The 16871-nt window shown below is 60.0% G+C and carries 11 protein-coding genes and 2 pseudogenes; 10 read left to right on the forward strand and 3 right to left on the reverse strand.

Annotation, left to right across the window (positions count from 1 at the left end; genetic code table 11):
• A partial coding sequence (locus tag ABIB90_RS36665) for a beta strand repeat-containing protein (RefSeq protein ID WP_354202496.1) occupies window positions 1-2723 on the reverse strand: 2723 nt, incomplete at its 3' end.
• 2302 nt (window positions 2724-5025) lie between these two features.
• On the reverse strand, window positions 5026-5505 hold the full coding sequence (locus ABIB90_RS36670) for a hypothetical protein (protein WP_245285872.1): 480 nt from the start codon (window positions 5503-5505) through the stop codon (window positions 5026-5028).
• 676 nt (window positions 5506-6181) lie between these two features.
• Here ABIB90_RS36670 and ABIB90_RS36675 point away from each other — a divergent pair.
• The 4 genes and pseudogenes from ABIB90_RS36675 to tnpC (ABIB90_RS36690) all read left to right on the forward strand — a co-directional run.
• Window positions 6182-6526 (forward strand): H-NS histone family protein, encoded by a 345-nt coding sequence (locus ABIB90_RS36675; RefSeq protein ID WP_354171133.1) that lies wholly within the window; start codon window positions 6182-6184, stop codon window positions 6524-6526.
• 429 nt (window positions 6527-6955) lie between these two features.
• Complete coding sequence (gene tnpA, locus ABIB90_RS36680) at window positions 6956-7408, forward strand: IS66-like element accessory protein TnpA (protein ID WP_354128772.1); 453 nt, start codon at window positions 6956-6958, stop codon at window positions 7406-7408.
• Window positions 7405-7761, forward strand: a complete 357-nt coding sequence (gene tnpB / locus ABIB90_RS36685; RefSeq protein WP_354171131.1) for an IS66 family insertion sequence element accessory protein TnpB — start codon at window positions 7405-7407, stop codon at window positions 7759-7761. Before tnpA ends, tnpB begins: the two co-directional genes overlap by 4 nt.
• Window positions 7762-7830: 69 nt before the next feature.
• Window positions 7831-8610: pseudogene (gene tnpC, locus ABIB90_RS36690) on the forward strand (IS66 family transposase); the annotation flags it as partial.
• A gap of 230 nt (window positions 8611-8840) precedes the next feature.
• Here tnpC (ABIB90_RS36690) and ABIB90_RS36695 read toward each other — a convergent pair.
• Window positions 8841-9839 (reverse strand): IS110 family RNA-guided transposase, encoded by a 999-nt coding sequence (locus tag ABIB90_RS36695; RefSeq protein WP_028146080.1) that lies wholly within the window; start codon window positions 9837-9839, stop codon window positions 8841-8843.
• Between the two features lie 63 nt (window positions 9840-9902).
• On the opposite strand from ABIB90_RS36695, the pseudogene tnpC (ABIB90_RS36700) reads away from it, so the two are divergent.
• The 6 genes and pseudogenes from tnpC (ABIB90_RS36700) to ABIB90_RS36730 form a co-directional block, all read left to right on the forward strand.
• Window positions 9903-10655: pseudogene (gene tnpC / locus ABIB90_RS36700) on the forward strand (IS66 family transposase); the annotation flags it as partial.
• A 650-nt stretch (window positions 10656-11305) separates the two neighbouring features.
• Window positions 11306-11542, forward strand: coding sequence for a hypothetical protein (locus ABIB90_RS36705; protein WP_007592719.1), 237 nt, complete (start codon window positions 11306-11308; stop codon window positions 11540-11542).
• Between the two features lie 524 nt (window positions 11543-12066).
• Window positions 12067-12252 (forward strand): hypothetical protein, encoded by a 186-nt coding sequence (locus tag ABIB90_RS36710; protein WP_007592726.1) that lies wholly within the window; start codon window positions 12067-12069, stop codon window positions 12250-12252.
• 334 nt (window positions 12253-12586) lie between these two features.
• Window positions 12587-12760: a hypothetical protein gene (locus ABIB90_RS36715; protein ID WP_007592727.1), complete on the forward strand. Its 174-nt coding sequence runs from the start codon at window positions 12587-12589 to the stop codon at window positions 12758-12760.
• A gap of 2545 nt (window positions 12761-15305) precedes the next feature.
• On the forward strand, window positions 15306-16049 hold the full coding sequence (locus tag ABIB90_RS36725; protein WP_007592733.1) for a Crp/Fnr family transcriptional regulator: 744 nt from the start codon (window positions 15306-15308) through the stop codon (window positions 16047-16049).
• Between the two features lie 414 nt (window positions 16050-16463).
• Window positions 16464-16646 carry a hypothetical protein gene (locus tag ABIB90_RS36730; RefSeq protein WP_007592735.1) on the forward strand — a complete coding sequence of 61 codons (183 nt, stop codon included), beginning with the start codon at window positions 16464-16466 and terminating at the stop codon, window positions 16644-16646.
• Window positions 16647-16871: the final 225 nt, after the last annotated feature.

Genomic DNA, 16871 nt, shown 5'->3' on the forward strand with positions numbered 1-16871 from the left:
CCGGACAGCAGGTCCAGCGCGTAGGACGGCGCACCTTCGGCCGCCGTCGAGGTCAGCGCCGCCGTAACCGTCGGCGCGTCATTGGTGCCGGTGATCGTGATCGTCTCGGTCTGCGCGACCGTCGCACCCTGCGCGTCCTTCACATTGTAGGACACGACGATCGTCGTGTGCTCGCCAACCGCCAGGCTGTTGAACGCAGCGTCCGTCGGATCAACCGTCAGCGTCGAGCCAGACAGGCTCACCCCGGCCGGCGCCGTCGAAGACGCAGTTCCGCCGTCAACCGCATAGCTCACGGCGGCAACGCTCAGCGTCGCTGTTTCGCCATGGTCCGCGTCACTGGCCCCGGACAGCAGGTCCAGCGCGTAGGACGGCGCACCTTCGGCCGCCGTCGAGGTCAGCGCCGCCGTAACCGTCGGCGCGTCATTGGTGCCGGTGATGGTGACGTCGATCTGCTTGGTGATCAGGCCGCCATTGCCGTCGTCGAGGGTGATGGTGAAGCTCTCGACCTTGGTCTGGTCCTTGGCCAGATACTCGACGGCGGAATCCGCCACGGTGTAGGTCCAGGTGAGCTGGCCGCCGGTGCCTGTGCCGGTGGTGTCGCTGTCCTTGACCGCGGTGAGCGAGCCGAGCACGGAGCCGATCGGGGTGCCGGTGGCCGAAACCAGATGCACGTCGGTGAGGTCGACGTCGCTGAAGGAGATGGTGCCGCTGTCGGACAGGTTGCCGGCTGGCGTGACCTGCTCGGTGACCGCGCCGGTCAGATCCTGGGCGGTGATCACGGGCGCATCATTGGTGCCGGTGATGGTGACGTCGATCTGCTTGGTGATCAGGCCGCCATTGCCGTCGTCGAGGGTGATGGTGAAGCTCTCGACCTTGGTCTGGTCCTTGGCCAGATACTCGACGGCGGAATCCGCCACGGTGTAGGTCCAGGTGAGCTGGCCGCCGGTGCCTGTGCCGGTGGTGTCGCTGTCCTTGACCGCGGTGAGCGAGCCGAGCACGGAGCCGATCGGGGTGCCGGTGGCCGAAACCAGATGCACGTCGGTGAGGTCGACGTCGCTGAAGGAGATGGTGCCGCTGTCGGACAGGTTGCCGGCTGGCGTGACCTGCTCGGTGACCGCGCCGGTCAGATCCTGGGCGGTGATCACGGGCGCATCATTGGTGCCGGTGATGGTGACCGTGACGATCTTGTCGACCGTCGAGGTGCCGTCAAACAGATGGACCGTGAAGGTCTCGGTCTTGGTCTGGCCCTGCGCCAGATATTGGATCGCGCTGTCGGCAACCGAGTAGTTCCAGGTGATCACCCCGCCGGTGCCGGTGGTGTGCGAGTCGTCGGTGGTGACCGACGCCGTCAGCATCCCGAGCGCCCCGGCCGACGGAGTCACACTGGTGACGCTGTGGGTGTCGGAAAGGTCGACGTCGCTGAACGACAGCATACCGCTCGCGGTCTCGCTGGTCGGGTGGGCGTCCTCAGTCACCGCGCCGCTGGCGCCAACCGTGATCACCGCATTGTCGTTGGTGCCGGTGATCGTCACCGTGACGATCTTGTCGACCGTCGAGGTGCCGTCAAACAGATGGACCGTGAAGGTCTCGGTCTTGGTCTGGCCCTGCGCCAGATATTGGATCGCGCTGTCGGCAACCGAGTAGTTCCAGGTGATCACCCCGCCGGTGCCGGTGGTGTGCGAGTCGTCGGTGGTGACCGACGCGGTCAGCATCCCGAGCGCCCCGGCCGACGGAGTCACACTGGTGACGCTGTGGGTGTCGGAAAGGTCGACGTCGCTGAACGACAGCATACCGCTCGCGGTCTCGCTGGTCGGGTGGGCGTCCTCAGTCACCGCGCCGCTGGCGCTATTGCCAGCGCCAACCGTGATCACCGCATTGTCGTTGGTGCCGGTGATGGTCACCGTCACCGTCTGGGTAGCCGTCGAGCCGTGGCCGTCGTTAACGGTCACCACAAAGCTCTCGGTGACGCTCTGACCTGCGGCTAGATACTGGGCGGCCGAATTGTTAAGCGCATAGTGCCACTGCACCGAGCCGTTGGCGGCATTGGGCGCCTCGCTGACCGGGTCGAGCGAGAAAGTGCCGAGCGCAGTGGTGTTGGAAGCGACCGCCGCGAACGTGGCCGAATGGGTGTCGCTGAGATCGGCGTCGTTGAAGCTGATGGTGCCGGCCGCGCTCTGCGAATCCGAGGGATCCGGCGTGGTGTTCGCGTCTTCTACCACCGAGCCGCTCTGCGGACTCGATGTGATAGAGACGGAGTCGTTTGCGCCATTGAACTGGAGCGTCACCGTCGCCCAACTGAGCGTGCCGTTGCCCAGCTGGATCGCGTAGGTGAACGTATCCGTCAGCGTTTGCCCGGCCGCCAGCGCCTGAAGCTGCGTGTTGATGTCGCCCTTATCGTAATGAACGGTGCCGTCCGACTCGATCCAGATGCGCGCACCGAGCGCGCTGCGGTCACCGGTACCGACCATTCCGGCAGCGTCACTGCTGTACGCCAGATCTTTGACCAGCAAATCCGCAGGGGCGTAGTTCTTGGTGGACGCAGAGGTGCTCGTTCCGTCGTCCAGGGAGAACAGCGTCTTGGCCGCGCCCCCAAGATCATTTGCCAGCACGTTCAAGATGAGAATGTTGCTGACGTCTTCCGTAAACGAGAAAATGTCCGTGTTGGCTTGCGGAGCATTGCCGAACGAAACCGTGCTCCCGCCGCCCGTTGTCTGCGTCGCCATAGCTTAAATCCTCTGGGTGATGCGCCGTCCGCATTCACGAACCGGCACAAATTGCACAATGGCGCGGGGATGATCGGCCGTTGCCTTGTCTACGCTGCTGAAGAAAAATGCCGAGCTGCTCAGCAGGCCTGCCGTCCTGCTCAGCGCTTCGAAAATGTGCAAAGAGAACACGTGCCGCTCAAGCCAGTTTGGGGCTGGAGCCGCTCCGAGCTCGTGAGCGGATGCCGTGACAGCCGCCATGTTTGCAAACCGTAAACCTGTCTGGATCGAACGATCGCAAGTTGACGAAGAAGAATTCGACATTGCGCGAGCCCGGCCGAACATTGCTACAAAATGCGTGCACGTCATTCGCAACCTCGCCTGCCAATGCAGAGCAGGGAGCGTCGCCGCAAAATCAATTCACGCAAATTGGTAGCGCTCGCTCGAACGGCGATAGGTCCGCCGACCGCAGCTCCATCAACTGCTGCCAAGTTACGCGAAAGATCTAGCGGTATCCCCCCTTGCCCATCGTGGCCGGTGCTTGGCCGCCCACGTTTGGCAATCATTGATTTTGCAATATTCGCCACTTCAGAAGCGACAACAGTGACCAAGAAGCGTCACGATCATCCACTCTCGATTAAACCAAACTTATTTTAAATTAAAATGGCAGTCCATTTATTAGTTTATACGCCGCATTTAATGATTAATGCATCAAAATCAAGAAGAAGGAGGCTCTTGCGCCACTCCTTGCGAGGCGACCCCGGAATTTTACGGCATTTACCCACATGCACTCGGTCCGCGAGATGGTCATTGCTACGCGTAGATCGACAGTCGCATGGAGCCAACTGGAGCAAAACTCAGCCCTATCTGCGAAGACGAGGCATGAAAGCAACAGCCTCGCAATGCGTTGCGCGTGATTATTAACTTGCGCACCCGACGCGATCCAGGCCCGCCCCGCGTGACGCGGCGAACTTGGCTTTCAATGCGATGCTGGTCATCCTCTCATGGGGTCAGTAGCCGTCCTGGTCGCCCGGCGCACGTTCCAGAGTGTGAGACCATTGCGGGACTCCATGGTGGTGCGCTCCAAGAGCGAAGCGGGTCGCCAGACCGCTGACGCAACCCAACTGCGGGTTATGGCTCGGTAGCCGGGGCACGTGCCCTGGAGGGCGGCGGCGAGAAGAGCCCTCGGTTGGGATTTCTGACGTTGCGATGCTCGCGCACGGAGCTTCGCTTCTCGTGTTGCTGCGCCGCACGTTTTCTCGTTCGCTTTACCGCGCAACAGGTCCCCGCGAGCAAGCATTCGAAATCGATGTGAAGCTTAAACCGAAAGCAGTTCCCCGTCGGCTTACAAATGGAACCCAAATTGACCGCCATTAAATGAGAAATTTGATTATCTCATATAATCATGATGACTCCATCGCAAAATTGAAAAATATGTTTGGGGAAAACATGGGAGGTTGAAATGGAAGCTGCCCGCCGCCTGCGTGCAATGGCGCTGCTGTGCCGACAGACCGCCGCACTCCAACCTGAGAGAAGCTGGAAACTGCTTGCAGAGGCAGAGTACTGGGAGCATCTGGCGGCTGCGGCTTCAGCTCATTGAGCTTCGGTCGAGTGTTCTTTCTTTCGCTTTCGTCGACTTCTTACTTCAAATCATTTCTGAGGCATGTGATGTCGAGTACGCGTCAGATTTTTTCTAGTGCTGTTCTGAACGAACGGCACCAGGCGCTTCTGGAGGAGCTTAGAGAGGTGGAGAAGCTTCGAAGTAAGCTCCGACATGTAGAAGCAAGAACAAGAAGACGGCGTACCAAAGCGAGCGGCAGAGCAAGAGCCGTTTAGAGACCGACGGGACCGCAGTAGCGAGCCTCGGTGACGACGTCGCTGCGACATGTCGGCAACCAGCCAGGCCGGGGTGCCTCACAATGCTCAAACTAACTCGGCGGCGAGACCGGCCGTCTATTCAGGATCGCGCGTTAGCTCCGACCTTCATTCGACGTTGCACTTCGGAACACAGCAACGAGTCGATCGCCTTGCCAAAGCTCAACGTCGTGCTCGTCATGCATTTGCTCGGCTCGGCGTCTCGCCGCCTGCTCATCAATGCAGTCGAGCTTTGCAGCGCAGATCACTTGCCGGCTGCCGTCCACCACGAACACCTTGTACCGCATAATGCAGTCCGATCCCAAAGGCGACCGTCATCGTACTCGAATGTCCGTCTAAGGCAGTGCCAAACTAGGTGTGGCGCACGGAATCTTTGTACGTGTGGCAGTTCGGCTATACCAGCTCGTGGAATCCATTGATTGCGCGGCGACTGTACCTCGCATCTAAGCTAACGTAATCTCCACGCATGCCGAAGCGTGCGGCTCGAGCTCAAGAGCGAGAGGCCACCAAGCGTCATCAGCAGCACACCGAACCAGGCCGTCCAGCTGCGCGCTTCGCCGTGCGCCTCTGCAGTGCGCGCGCCCAGCGGCATATCTTGAGGTGCGTCGGCGAGAAGCTGCCCAACGTCGACTTGGCCCGGCACGGAGTGTTCGGAGGTGAGCTGGTTGGGAAGATCGACAATGGGGGCCGCCGACCCCGTGCCGAGATTGGAAGCGGCATCAGCTACCTTCATTTCGGGTACAGGCGGCTGAGATTGCTCCGGCGGTGCGGCGCGTAGCAACTCCGCGCGCGCATCAACGACCGCGCTCCACCTCGTCCCGTTCTCGTCCAAACTGGCGCTGCGGTCTTTGGCCACGCGAGCCCGAATGGGCTTCTTCACCGTCGCGATGCCCTCGGTCAGGAACCAGCATTTGCGGCGACCGTCCATTCGGTAGACCCAATGCTGTCCACCAGTGGTCGAGGTACCGGGACGCGGCACGCATTCGGCTTGCGGCGGAGAGGTTACCGTGGGTTGGGGCGTAGCAGTATTGAAGAAGTCGGCAAGAGGGGTGGAAGACGCAGGCGCCGCCGATAAACCTCCGACAAGCACCAAACTGGCGAAGTACAATCGCAAATGACCGGACATCAAAAACTCCCGGGTGCGCCCCACCCCCGCTCGAACCTTAGCGGCGACAACGGCTCCCATGCGGCTTAAATCGGGCGGCGCAATGAATTAATTGTACTCTTGGCCACCTGATTAATATGCTGGTCCGGAACTCCAGGGGTGCAACACGAGGCAGCGCGATCGATTCATCGGGCCTCCTGAGTTGTGCCGGGCCTCGCTCCCCGCTATCCGCGCCGCCGCCGCACGGCCGATCGCCATCTCGCGCTCGTCCCCGAACACGAAAGCGCCTGGCCGAGGGGGAGTTTGTGGATGTCACGAGACGTGGCGACCCCTTCGCAGCGAATTAAATACTCCGCCACGATATTACCACTGTCGCGCCTTCCTGCTACCTCTCGCATTAAATATGGATTGGACGATCAATATTTAACTGAGGGCTTGTCTGCTCCCGGATTCCCGACTTGTCTGCCTGGGCCTTCTGCCCAAGATTAGGGATGGAGCCATGAACACCGCGCATTTCAATTCGCTCTCCGTTGACGAGCTCTGGATAGTTCACCAAGAGGTCGCCGCCAAACTCACTCAGAAAATGTTGGTGCAAAAAGCACATTTGGAGGAACGGCTCCACAGGATTGGACTAGCCAACGAGGCCACGCGGTTCAATCGCAAGCGCCGTCCATACCCGCCCGTTCGTCCCAAATATCGCAATCCGAAGAACCCAGCGGAGACGTGGTCGGGTCGCGGCAGGCTGCCTAGATGGCTGCGGCCGCAGCTTCGAGGCGGCCGAGATTTGGACGATTTCCTGATCGGCTTCAGCCCAAAGGCGGCAGAACAATTGAGCGCCGACTGAGGCATTTTGGGATGGGAATGCTGGCGCCGGCTGCTACCCTTGGGCTCTGAGCTTTTCACATCATCGTTCAAACGCGGGTCATGACCATGCTTGTAGGCATGGCCATAGCGAGCGCACTTGCAATCTGGCTGATGGTCTCGCTGAATCGCTCGGGGGGGCTCGCGGCGCAGTGAAGACATCGACGAGAATCTCAAGCGCGCGATGGCCCGCGTCTAGTCGTGGTGCCCTCTGAAGTGCCGCCTAACCGCATTCCACGCTCGAAGGACTGGACGGAGGAGGACGACGAATAGAACTCTGATTGCAACCGGCGTCATCCCGCGCTGCAGGAGAGGTGGGTCGTGATCGTCGGAGCGTAAGCGCTGTTTCGGTCCCACCTTCCATTGAAGGCGTCGAACGAGGAATGATCGATCTCTGATTGGAGATCGGCTTGTGTCTAAGCTTGACCATATGCTTGAGCCCAGGACCTCGGTTCGTCGGGTCGAGGTCATCACGGAGAGCGGCCGACGGCGGCAGTTCTCGGCCGACGACAAGGCGCGGTTCGTCGAGGAGACGCTGGCCCCGGGAACCGTGGTATCGGAGGTCGCGCGGCGGCACGGATTGTCGCCGCAACAGCTGTTTACGTGGCGCCGGCAAATGCGACAGCCGGTTGCGATCCCTGTGGGATCCGAGCCGCAGACGTTCGTGCCCGCTGTCGTTAGCCCATCGTGCACGCCGCCGGAGCGCTCACCGCGGCAGCGCCGACGACTTCGGAAGACGCCCGAGGGGGCGGAGAACAGCGGCATCATCGAGATCGAGATCAACGGCGTCGCCGTCCGGGTCGGCCGCGGCGCGGATGCCGCGACGGTTGCGGCCGTGATCCATGCGCTGAAGACCTGCACGTGATCGGTCCGACGGGCGCGGTGCGGGTGATGGTGGCGACCAGGCCGGTCGACTTCCGCAAGGGTGTCGAAGGGCTCGCGGCCCTGGTGCGTGAGAGCATCCAGGCCGATCCGTTCTCCGGCGCCGTGTATGTGTTCCGCGCCAAGCGCGCCGACCGGGTGAAGCTGATCTATTGGGACGGCACGGGTGTGTGCCTGTTCGCCAAGCGGCTTGAGACCGGTTCGTTCTGCTGGCCCAACGTGCAGGACGGCGTCATTCGCCTGACCGCGGCGCAGCTGTCAGCCTTGCTCGAAGGACTGGACTGGAAGCGCGTCCACGCCGCGCGCGAGACACCGTCGCCGATCCAGGCGAGTTGAACTGCGGCACAGTGAATCAGTATGCATGTCGCGCTCGCGGGATGCCGCGACGCATGGTGTAATCGCATCATGGCGACGACGGCCGACACGCTTCCGGACGATCCCGGCACGCTCAAGGCGATGCTGCTGGCCGAACGGGCGCGCGCCGCGCGGCTCGAGCAGATCATCAAGGAGTTGCAGCGTCATCGCTTCGGCCGCCGGGCCGAGACGCTGCCGGAGGACCAGTTGCTGCTCGGCCTGGAGGAGGTCGAGCAGGTCGAGGCGAGCAGTGATGCCGCAACCGATGCAGCCAATGCTGCCGAGCGATCGAGCCGAGCCGCACGGCGCCGCAGGAACAGAGGAGCGCTGCCGGCGCATCTGCCGCGGGTCGAGATGCTGATCGACCTCGACGATCACGCCTGCCCTTGCTGTCAGCAGGCGCTGCACCGGATCGGCGAGGATGTGAGCGAACGATTGGATATCGTCCCGGCCCAGTTCCGGGTCCTGGTCGTAAGGCGGCCGAAGTATGCCTGCCGGGCCTGCGAGACCATGGTGCAGGCACCGGCGCCAGCGCGGCTGATCGAGGGCGGGCTACCGACCGAAGCCACCGTAGCGCAGGTACTCGTCGCCAAATATGCCGACCATCTGCCGCTGTATCGGCAGGCTCAAATTTACGCCCGCCAGGGCCTCGAGCTGGATCGCTCGACCCTGGCCGATTGGGTCGGGCGGGCAGCCTTCCTGTTGCGGCCGGTGCATGAGCGACTGCTCGCGAGGCTGAAGCAGTCGACAAAACTGTTTGCCGACGAGACCACCGCCCCGGTGCTCGATCCCGGACGCGGCCGCACCAAGACCGGCCAGCTCTGGGCCTATCTATGGACGGTCCCCGCTTTGCAAGGCCATTTGCTTTGTTTTGGCTAACGATCGTTTGCAGCTATCTATCCGGCTTTATGGCATGCCACGAGCCTTGATGAGATCCGCGGATCGGCGCCCAATTACGTTGGCGAGCTCTGAAGCTCGATAGGTCCAACGGGCTTAGCCGACCCCGGTCCGACCGGTTGCCATCACTCTGCTTTGCCCTCGCAAACGGAACCTCGCCCGATTTATACTTGCGCGCGGTATTCTTCACCATTGGCCATGATCGCCCAAGCGATCCGTGCAGTTTTGTGAGCGAGCGCCACCGTCACGACATTGAAGGGACGCCTGCCGAGCAGCTCTGTTATCCAGGTATTGGTGACCTGATGGATACGGACGCGATGAACGGCCGCTCGGGCGCCATGTATTAGCAACTTACGAATGTAGCCGTCGCCGCGCTTGCTGATACCGCCCAAACGCTCCCTTCCCCCGGTCGAATGCTGCTTCGGTACTAATCCAAGCCAGGCGGCGAAATGCCTTGCCGAAGCGAACTGTTGTGGATGATCGACAGACGCCGCCAGGGCGGTGGCGGCAAATGGGCCGATGCCCGCCACCTTCATGAGACGCCGACAGACTTCATTGTCTTTGGCAGTTGCAAGGATCATTTTCTCATGGCTTTCAATGTGAAGCTCAAGGTCTTCGATCTGATCGACAAGGATTGAAAGAGCGCTACGCGCGCTCTGTGGGATGCGCTCGTCAACGTCCACGAGTGCCATGAGCTCTCTCGCGTTTGCTTTTCCCTTCCCGGTCACGATTCCCAACTCGCCCAAATGACCACGCAGAGCATTTATCGCGCCTGTGCGCTGTCGAATAAGTAAATCTCGCGTGCGATGTAGCATTAAAATTCCCTGCTGTTCGACGGTTTTTACAGGGACAAAGCGCATGCCAGGCCGTTGGACGGCTTCCCAGCACGCCTCCGCATCAGCAGCATCATGCTTGTTTGTCTTCACGTAGGCTCGGACGTAGCGAGCCGGCATAAGACGTGCTTTGTGTCCAAGCTTTATTAGTTCACGAGCCCAATGATGAGCGCTGCCGCAAGCCTCAAGACCAACGAGACAACTTGGAAGCCGTGAAAAGAAATCGAGAACCTTCCCGCGGGCGAGCTTCTTGCGGATAATTTCTCCATCCGCCGTAATCCAGTGGATTTGAAACCAGCTCTTCGAGATATCAAGCCCGATTGTCACCATAGCTTGTCCTCCTTCTTGGGGTGCCCTTTCGCAGCTTATCAGGGCGGGGACCGTCCATCTCATTATGCCCGCGACGACCGGCCCTGGGGCGGCACGGACCCGCCCGCCGTCGCCTATGTCTACGCTCCCGATCGCAAGGCCGAACGGCCGATCGTCCACCTCGCGGGTTTTGCCGGCATCCTCCAGGTCGACGGCTATGCCGGCTATCGGGTCCTGGCCGAGCGCGGTGACGTAGAACTGGCGTTCTGCTGGTCCCATGTGCGCCGGCGCTTCTACGAACTCGCCGCGGCCGGTCCCGCACCGATCGCCAGCGAGGCGCTCGAACGTATCGCCGGGCTCTACGTCATCGAAGCCCAGATCCGCGGCCGCACCGCCGATGAGCGTCGCGCCGTCCGCCAAGAGAAGAGCCGGCCGATCGCCGACGAGTTCGAACCCTGGCTGCGCGCCAAGCTCAGTCTGATTAGCCAGAAGACCAAACTCGCGGAGGCTATCCGATATGCGCTGTCGCGTTGGGACGGGCTGACGCGCTTCATTGCCGACGGCCGCATCGAGATCGATTCCAACGTCGTCGAGCGCGCTATCCGCCCAATCGCGCTCAACCGCAAGAACGCCCTGTTCGCTGGCTCGGACGGCGGCGGCGAACACTGGGCCGTCATCGCCTCACTGATCGAAACCTGCAAGCTCGTCGGCGTCGAACCCCACGCCTATCTCGCCGACGTCATCACCCGCATCGTCAACGATCACCCGAACAGCCAGATCGACGAATTGCTACCCTGGGCCTATCTCGCTACCCAAAAACGCTGGCGCGTGGCCTGAGAACATCGCTTACGTCGGAGCGACCGGCCGTTGTGTTGATCGTCACCGGAGATGGAGTTCCTGCTCGCCGAGTAGGTGCCGGTCTGCGCGAGGGCAGGACAACTACAACGAACAGAACGTTCACCAGTAGCCATATTCCCACAATGAGAAGGGCAGTACGCACGAGGAACGACCATCGTTGGATCTAGAATCTGCCGAGGTTACTCCTGCCTCATACCCGGCACGCAACCGGCAACACTGCGTTCGCGGACGGAGCCGCTTCAGCGCAGCCGGCACATTTCGCATCCCCCCGGCGCCGTTGGGCCCCGAGCGCTTTGCGAGCGTCCAGATCGATCGCAGCCTAGTCCGGCGCAACACTCGCGTCTGTGCGCTTTCGAACATTCATGGCCCTTCAGGTATGCTAGTTCTATGCATCATCCGGCGAGAGCCGGACAGGGATGGCTCATCGGCCAAGACGGCCGTCCTCAGCCCGCAATCCTGAACAGGGGCTGGGTCATGGAGCATGGCCAAATATCGCAGCACGATGAGCGGCGAATTTGGCGGTCCGCATAGAACCAGTATCGAGTTTCGGCAGTTGACTCCGGGTGGATCCGAACAAGCAAACTGATTTGTTCGGGCCAAGGATAAGTTTAAAAGCTAAGCCGGCACACATGAAGGACCTCCGACGACGTTTGGAAAAGGTCCGCGCTGACGCCAGAGAGCTTATGCTGATGAGTCAGCAGGCGACGGACATAGAAAAGCGCGAGCTGTTTAAGCGCTTGGCGGATGAACTCGCCTTCGAGGCTCTCGAGCTTGAGCTAATCGTCAAGAAAAATGAGCGAGCTAATCCGTGCGACCAGCACGAGGTCGTGGAGTTTAAGCCGCCCTCTCAGCGAACGCGCGGCTGATGCGGAAGAGGTCAAGCCGGCTCGATCGGCGTGCACAACGGAACTTTGCGCATGGCTCCACCAGCGAACGCTGCTCCGCCTTCGCCGCATCGCATTGCGTATTGCGGTTGGGGGGACCCAATCCGGAAGCGGTGACGTCATTGTACGCCGCCAGCAGTTCATCCATATGGTCCTTCCGTCGATTTCGAAGAACAGCGGGGTTTCAGCCTAGGCGCCCAGGCTACGGAAGTGGTCGACTATTTTTCGGTGAACCTCGATCGCAGCCACGGACCCACCCGTAAATTTCCCAAGTGTTCGAAACGAGGCGCGCTGGTTAAGTGGTGCGGGTGAGCACCGCACCATGAAAACACCGAAGCCAAAACAATGGACCGACCGCGAGGTCCAGCAATTGTCGAAGCTGGCACGGACGGGCGCTGGCGTATCGAAGATTGCAGCCGAGCTGGGCCGTCACGCAGGATCAGTGAGGCGAATGGCGCGAACGATAGGGGTATTGTTGAAGAAGTAGCCGTCGAGGAAGCTCGCGCATGCCCCGCCCGAAGGAGCGCACCACAGCTGACCTACAGGCCGAAACCACGACTAATGTCCCGCACAAGCCTGAGCGCGGCGTCAGTATTTCGACCATAAAAGAGCGTCTGATCGAGCTGCGAAAGAATGGTCAGCCCAAAAAGCGTGATGGCAATGCCTCTAAACATCGTCGTGGACCGGGTTGAACGATGCAGTGCAAGTTCAAACGGCCCCGGCCGCAGGTTGGGAGGAACAGCCGGGGCCGGTATTCCCATTCCATGTGCCGCAATCGGCGGTAAATCGGCACGCACCTAGCTAGCCAAATAAAAGCTAACGAATTGTTTCGTAAGTCCGGAATTCGGAGCGAAGCGCCGCTTTGGCGTTGCAACGGCTCGTGCTTCGCAACGCAACATAGCGCGAGCACCGCCCGTACTTGCACGAAGGGTTGAACCAAACTTCTTGCCGTTGCATGTCGTCCATATTCAACGTCTACTTCAGATTGATTTTGTGACAATCCGATTTTTCAGACGAGGCCGGTCCATGAGCGTTCAAGCCATGATGGCGACTATCCTCCAGAACCAACTGACATCGCGCGGAGTGCATTCGCTGACGCATTCGGACTGCGCGGAGATCGTGGAGCACCTGATCGAAAAGCTCACTGAGCTTGAGCTTAGTTTGGCGCGAGAAGTAGCCAACAACCAGAAACTGCAGTAGCGCCAAGCATGATGAGCAATCGAGACTGACAGCGGGGTGTTTGCTGATCCCGTCCCGCTGCCCGATGGCCGCAGTCTGAACACGCTGCACGTCGCCACGATCGACGACGCTCTCGACGCGCGAGCACGATGCGCCGGAATGGTGCCCCTAGCGACGTTGATGCTGGTTGTGGCACTATCGGCGCAGGTCGCGCCCATGGGCGAGAGACCGTCTCGATTAACCCGACCGAGATGTGTAGAGCGCCGACAGCGACCCAACTCACGACACGGTGAGTAGGCCATGTGCTTACAAGGCAGAGGCCCGGAGTGCCTGAGGCGGGCCTCTTCCCTCATCAACTAATCGTCGTCCCGGTCATGATGATGGGGTTCGTGGTGGTGCTCATGGTGATGGTGCTCTGCCCCACCTCCGTTCACACCTTTTGCCCAGACGCAGCGATGGCTTTAGAAGTGAGTGAGGTCGATAGAAGCAAGGTCATGGCGGGCGGCGTTACGCCCGCAAATCTACCGCAGGACCGGCGCGGCGCCATATTATTTCGGCCACTTATCAGAATTTAAATAAGTTAAACAGATTAAATCAGTCGCTCACGACGTATAACGAATGCAGCTAATGTTCCGGGTTGCGTGAATCCGAGCGGGTACCTCCTCAGCGGCGGTGGCGGTCTTGAGTATGTCCAGAGCAGTGATCCGTCGGGAACGGATGGGAGTATCGTCCTAATTAAATGGACAGCTTCTTGATGTTATTGTAACTTTCTCCGGTTTCAGCTTCGGAACTAATGTTTTGGAGCAAACTCATGCCGGAGTATCGAGCCTACATTCTTGGATCGGACGGCCACATACAGCTTCGCCTTGAACTTGATTGCGCCGACGAACCAACAGCGAGCGAACGAGCCAAGCAGCTCGTTAACCGCCAAGACGTCGAGCTTTGGGAAGGCGCGCGCAAAATCGCGACATATAGGCCAGAAGAGTAAGGTCGCCGACACTGGCGCGCTGGACCAACCCACATTTCGATTGCCGCGTCGAGGATCTTGCTCATAGGAGCATAAGCGCACACTGCGCGTCATTCGTGGTCGCCGTTGCTTCGGGGGCAATCGCCTCCCGGCGCGAGTAGTCATTCGCCTCTGTGCATGCTTGAGGCTCTGTTCTTTCATTTGCACAAGCGGCGTTGCATTCTTGGAAATGGGACGACAGCTCAAGCTCAGCCAAGTGTTCCCAGTATTCTGCTTCCGCGAGGAGCTTCCATTTATTCATGCCATTGTACGCGGCTTGTTGACGACACAGCGAACCCATCGCGCGTAAGCGTCGCACCTTCTCCACTGCGGACCCCCTTCGGCTTGTTTTTCACAAACCTGTTATTTCTGAGTGTCAGAGTTAAAGTCGCGCAGATTGAAATGACAAGCCCGGTGTTTGACTGGTTTTATGACAGCGCAATAGTCTGACTTTTGCCGCTAGCTGAGTGCAATGTCGAATGTCAGCGCCAGAGCGTCGTCCGCCTGCGCTCTGCGCAGGCATGCAATAAGGTTCGCACCAGCAGCATTGAACTTTTGAGCGATCCTTCTTCGATTATGGTTTTTCATCGCTCCGACGTTTGGTCCTTACTTTGTCACGCCGCATTGGACTACGAACCTGCTCGACGACCGATGCCAATTGATCAACACGACCGCTATTGCGCGAGCCTCCGAGGGCTGTCAGTTACAGCAACGTGGACACTAAGAGCCCGACACACGCAACGAGCGGTGCCGTACTCAGGGTCAAGAGCTTGCTCGGTGCGGGCTTGCAGATCGCGGTTAACAACAGCTGGTTCAGTTGGTTTCGAAGTCCCTCAGATCGAATTTGCTGGAATGCCAGTTCGCAGTACGCTCACACCGTCTAATGGGACGTAAGCTCTGACAGATTACGACGCGCGCAAGCAGGAGCCAGCGTGCAGCATTAAGCGTTTATGGGCGTGGATCGACCTGGAAGATGATCGACATGGATCGAACCGAGCGCTTCTTTGCCGGAATGACTGTCGTGGGCACGATCTGCCTCTGCGCCGCGTTTACGATGTGGATGCTCGTTTGAGCCGCCACTCATGCCGCCAACGGAGGCGCCCTATGGTGGCTGCCGTCTTGGCAAGGTCAGCCACTCGGTTATCTGAGACGTGATTTCGTTCTGCCGGGCCTTCCTAAGCAGACTGTCTCGTTTGTCCTGGCGGAAATGACCGGGTTTCATCACGTAGCTGTCGAGCTTCTAGGTCAAGCCGAGCCCCACACTTCCGAGATCGCCGCGGCGTTTGCCGCGTCCCGGAAAGCGGAACTCCCTATGGTATTACCCATGCGCATTTCGCAATTGTACAGCGGGGCGCTGGGACCTAACTCCTCAATCATCCTGAGACACAACAATTCGCCTCCGAGGCGCGCGTGGTTGGAGTTTTTTCTTTTGAGATTGAGAGCTTCCGCAGCTGAATTGAACTTCGGGGCGCGAGGCGTAGGCGGATTCAAACAAAGTTCGAGTTGGCCGCCCTATGACGCTCAAAATGCGATGCGGCGGATCGTTCGAGGTAAACTGCAGTGACGCTTCCCGGCGAAATTGGTAACCGACTTCTGGCAACACTACCCGCGGCGGACCTCGATCTGCTGGCGCCCGAGCTAGAGATGGTAGTGCTCGATCGGGATGCGGTCGTCTCGCAGGCGGGTGACCAGACCGAGCACGTCCTCTTTCCTCATAGTGGCGCCATTTCTGTGATGATCGACATGGCCAACGGACAGACGGTCGCCAGCGCCGCAATAGGGCGCGAGGGAGCAGTAGGCACTCTTTCCGTGCTGGGGCCGTCCCCTTCGGCCGTTACCGCCGTCGTTCGTGCCGCGGGCATCGCCTCGCGGATCCCCGCATCGCGATTCCACGCCGCTTTTAGCCGAAGCCCCGCGATCCGCCACGCAGTCCAGATTCATTTCAAAGCGATGCTGATACAGCTACAAATCGGCGGCGCCTGCAATGCTCTGCATCCGGCCCAAGCCCGCATGGCACGCTGGCTGCTCCATCTTCGCGACCGCGCCGACCACGACGTCCTCGCACTCACCCAAGAGGCGCTTTCGCAAATACTGGGTGTGCGACGAACGACAGTGACGCTCCTGATGCGCAACCTGCGCGCTTCCGGAGCGATCAGATCTGAACGGCGAGGAGAAATCGAGATTGACCCATCGCGGCTCGCAGCGGTGGCGTGCGAATGCCACGATACCATGCGTCTCGAAATCGAGGGGATCTTCTCTATGAATGCAGCCCGATCTCGCGCTTTGGTTCTGCCGACGCCGTAACTGAAACGGGGGATGCCGCAAACCATCGCGCCTTTCGGCGTGATAGCCCGTTATCCCGGACATGGACGATGTGGCCAATGTGCAACGGGCGCCTGGCTTCTCCACGGCAATGTCCGCGACCGAACAATCCCGCTCATGAGGTACGCGGTACTATCGGCGCGCCATGTACTGGGGGTCTGTGGATGAACTTTTCAAACGAAAGATCAGACCTTATTGTCTCTTTGGGAAAGCGTGCGGCGACAAGTGTTGGCTGATCGCGCGAATGGCGGATGCTCCCGCGTTGTTGGTGACAATCTGCGCATCTATGCTGAACCGCTACGTTCGGAGATGGATCGACGGGAGCTCAAGTACGCCTCAATCAATTCAACTGAATGAAGCAGAGGGTGCCTCTGGGGCACACAGACGATGAGAGACATGCAGGAGCAGCTCGAGAACCTCCTCAAAGACGCAGCCGACTGCAAATCGATCAGCGATCTGGCCACCGACCTGCAAAAGCGAGAGTTGTTCGCGAGGCTTGCCGATCATCTGAGCGTGTTGGCTTCCGAGGTCGAGCGTGCAATTGCTGCGACGGCCTTTGGCACCGAATCGGAGCGATAAGAGGATATGCCCCGACACCGATGATTGGGAACTAGCATGCGATGAGCGGTGAAGGAGGACATGACTGCGGAGCGGCCTCGCGTGCGAGAGTGCAATCGCGCGCTCGCGTCGCCACTAGTCGGAACGCCTATCTGCCCGTGCAAGGCAATCAGCTAACTTCGATCGTCAGCTGCGACCGCAGCCCTGACCTTGGAGGACATCCCCGGCCAGCGCGCTTTATCACGA

It is taken from the genome of Bradyrhizobium sp. JR4.1 (assembly GCF_040548605.1).
Classification (GTDB): domain Bacteria; phylum Pseudomonadota; class Alphaproteobacteria; order Rhizobiales; family Xanthobacteraceae; genus Bradyrhizobium; species Bradyrhizobium canariense.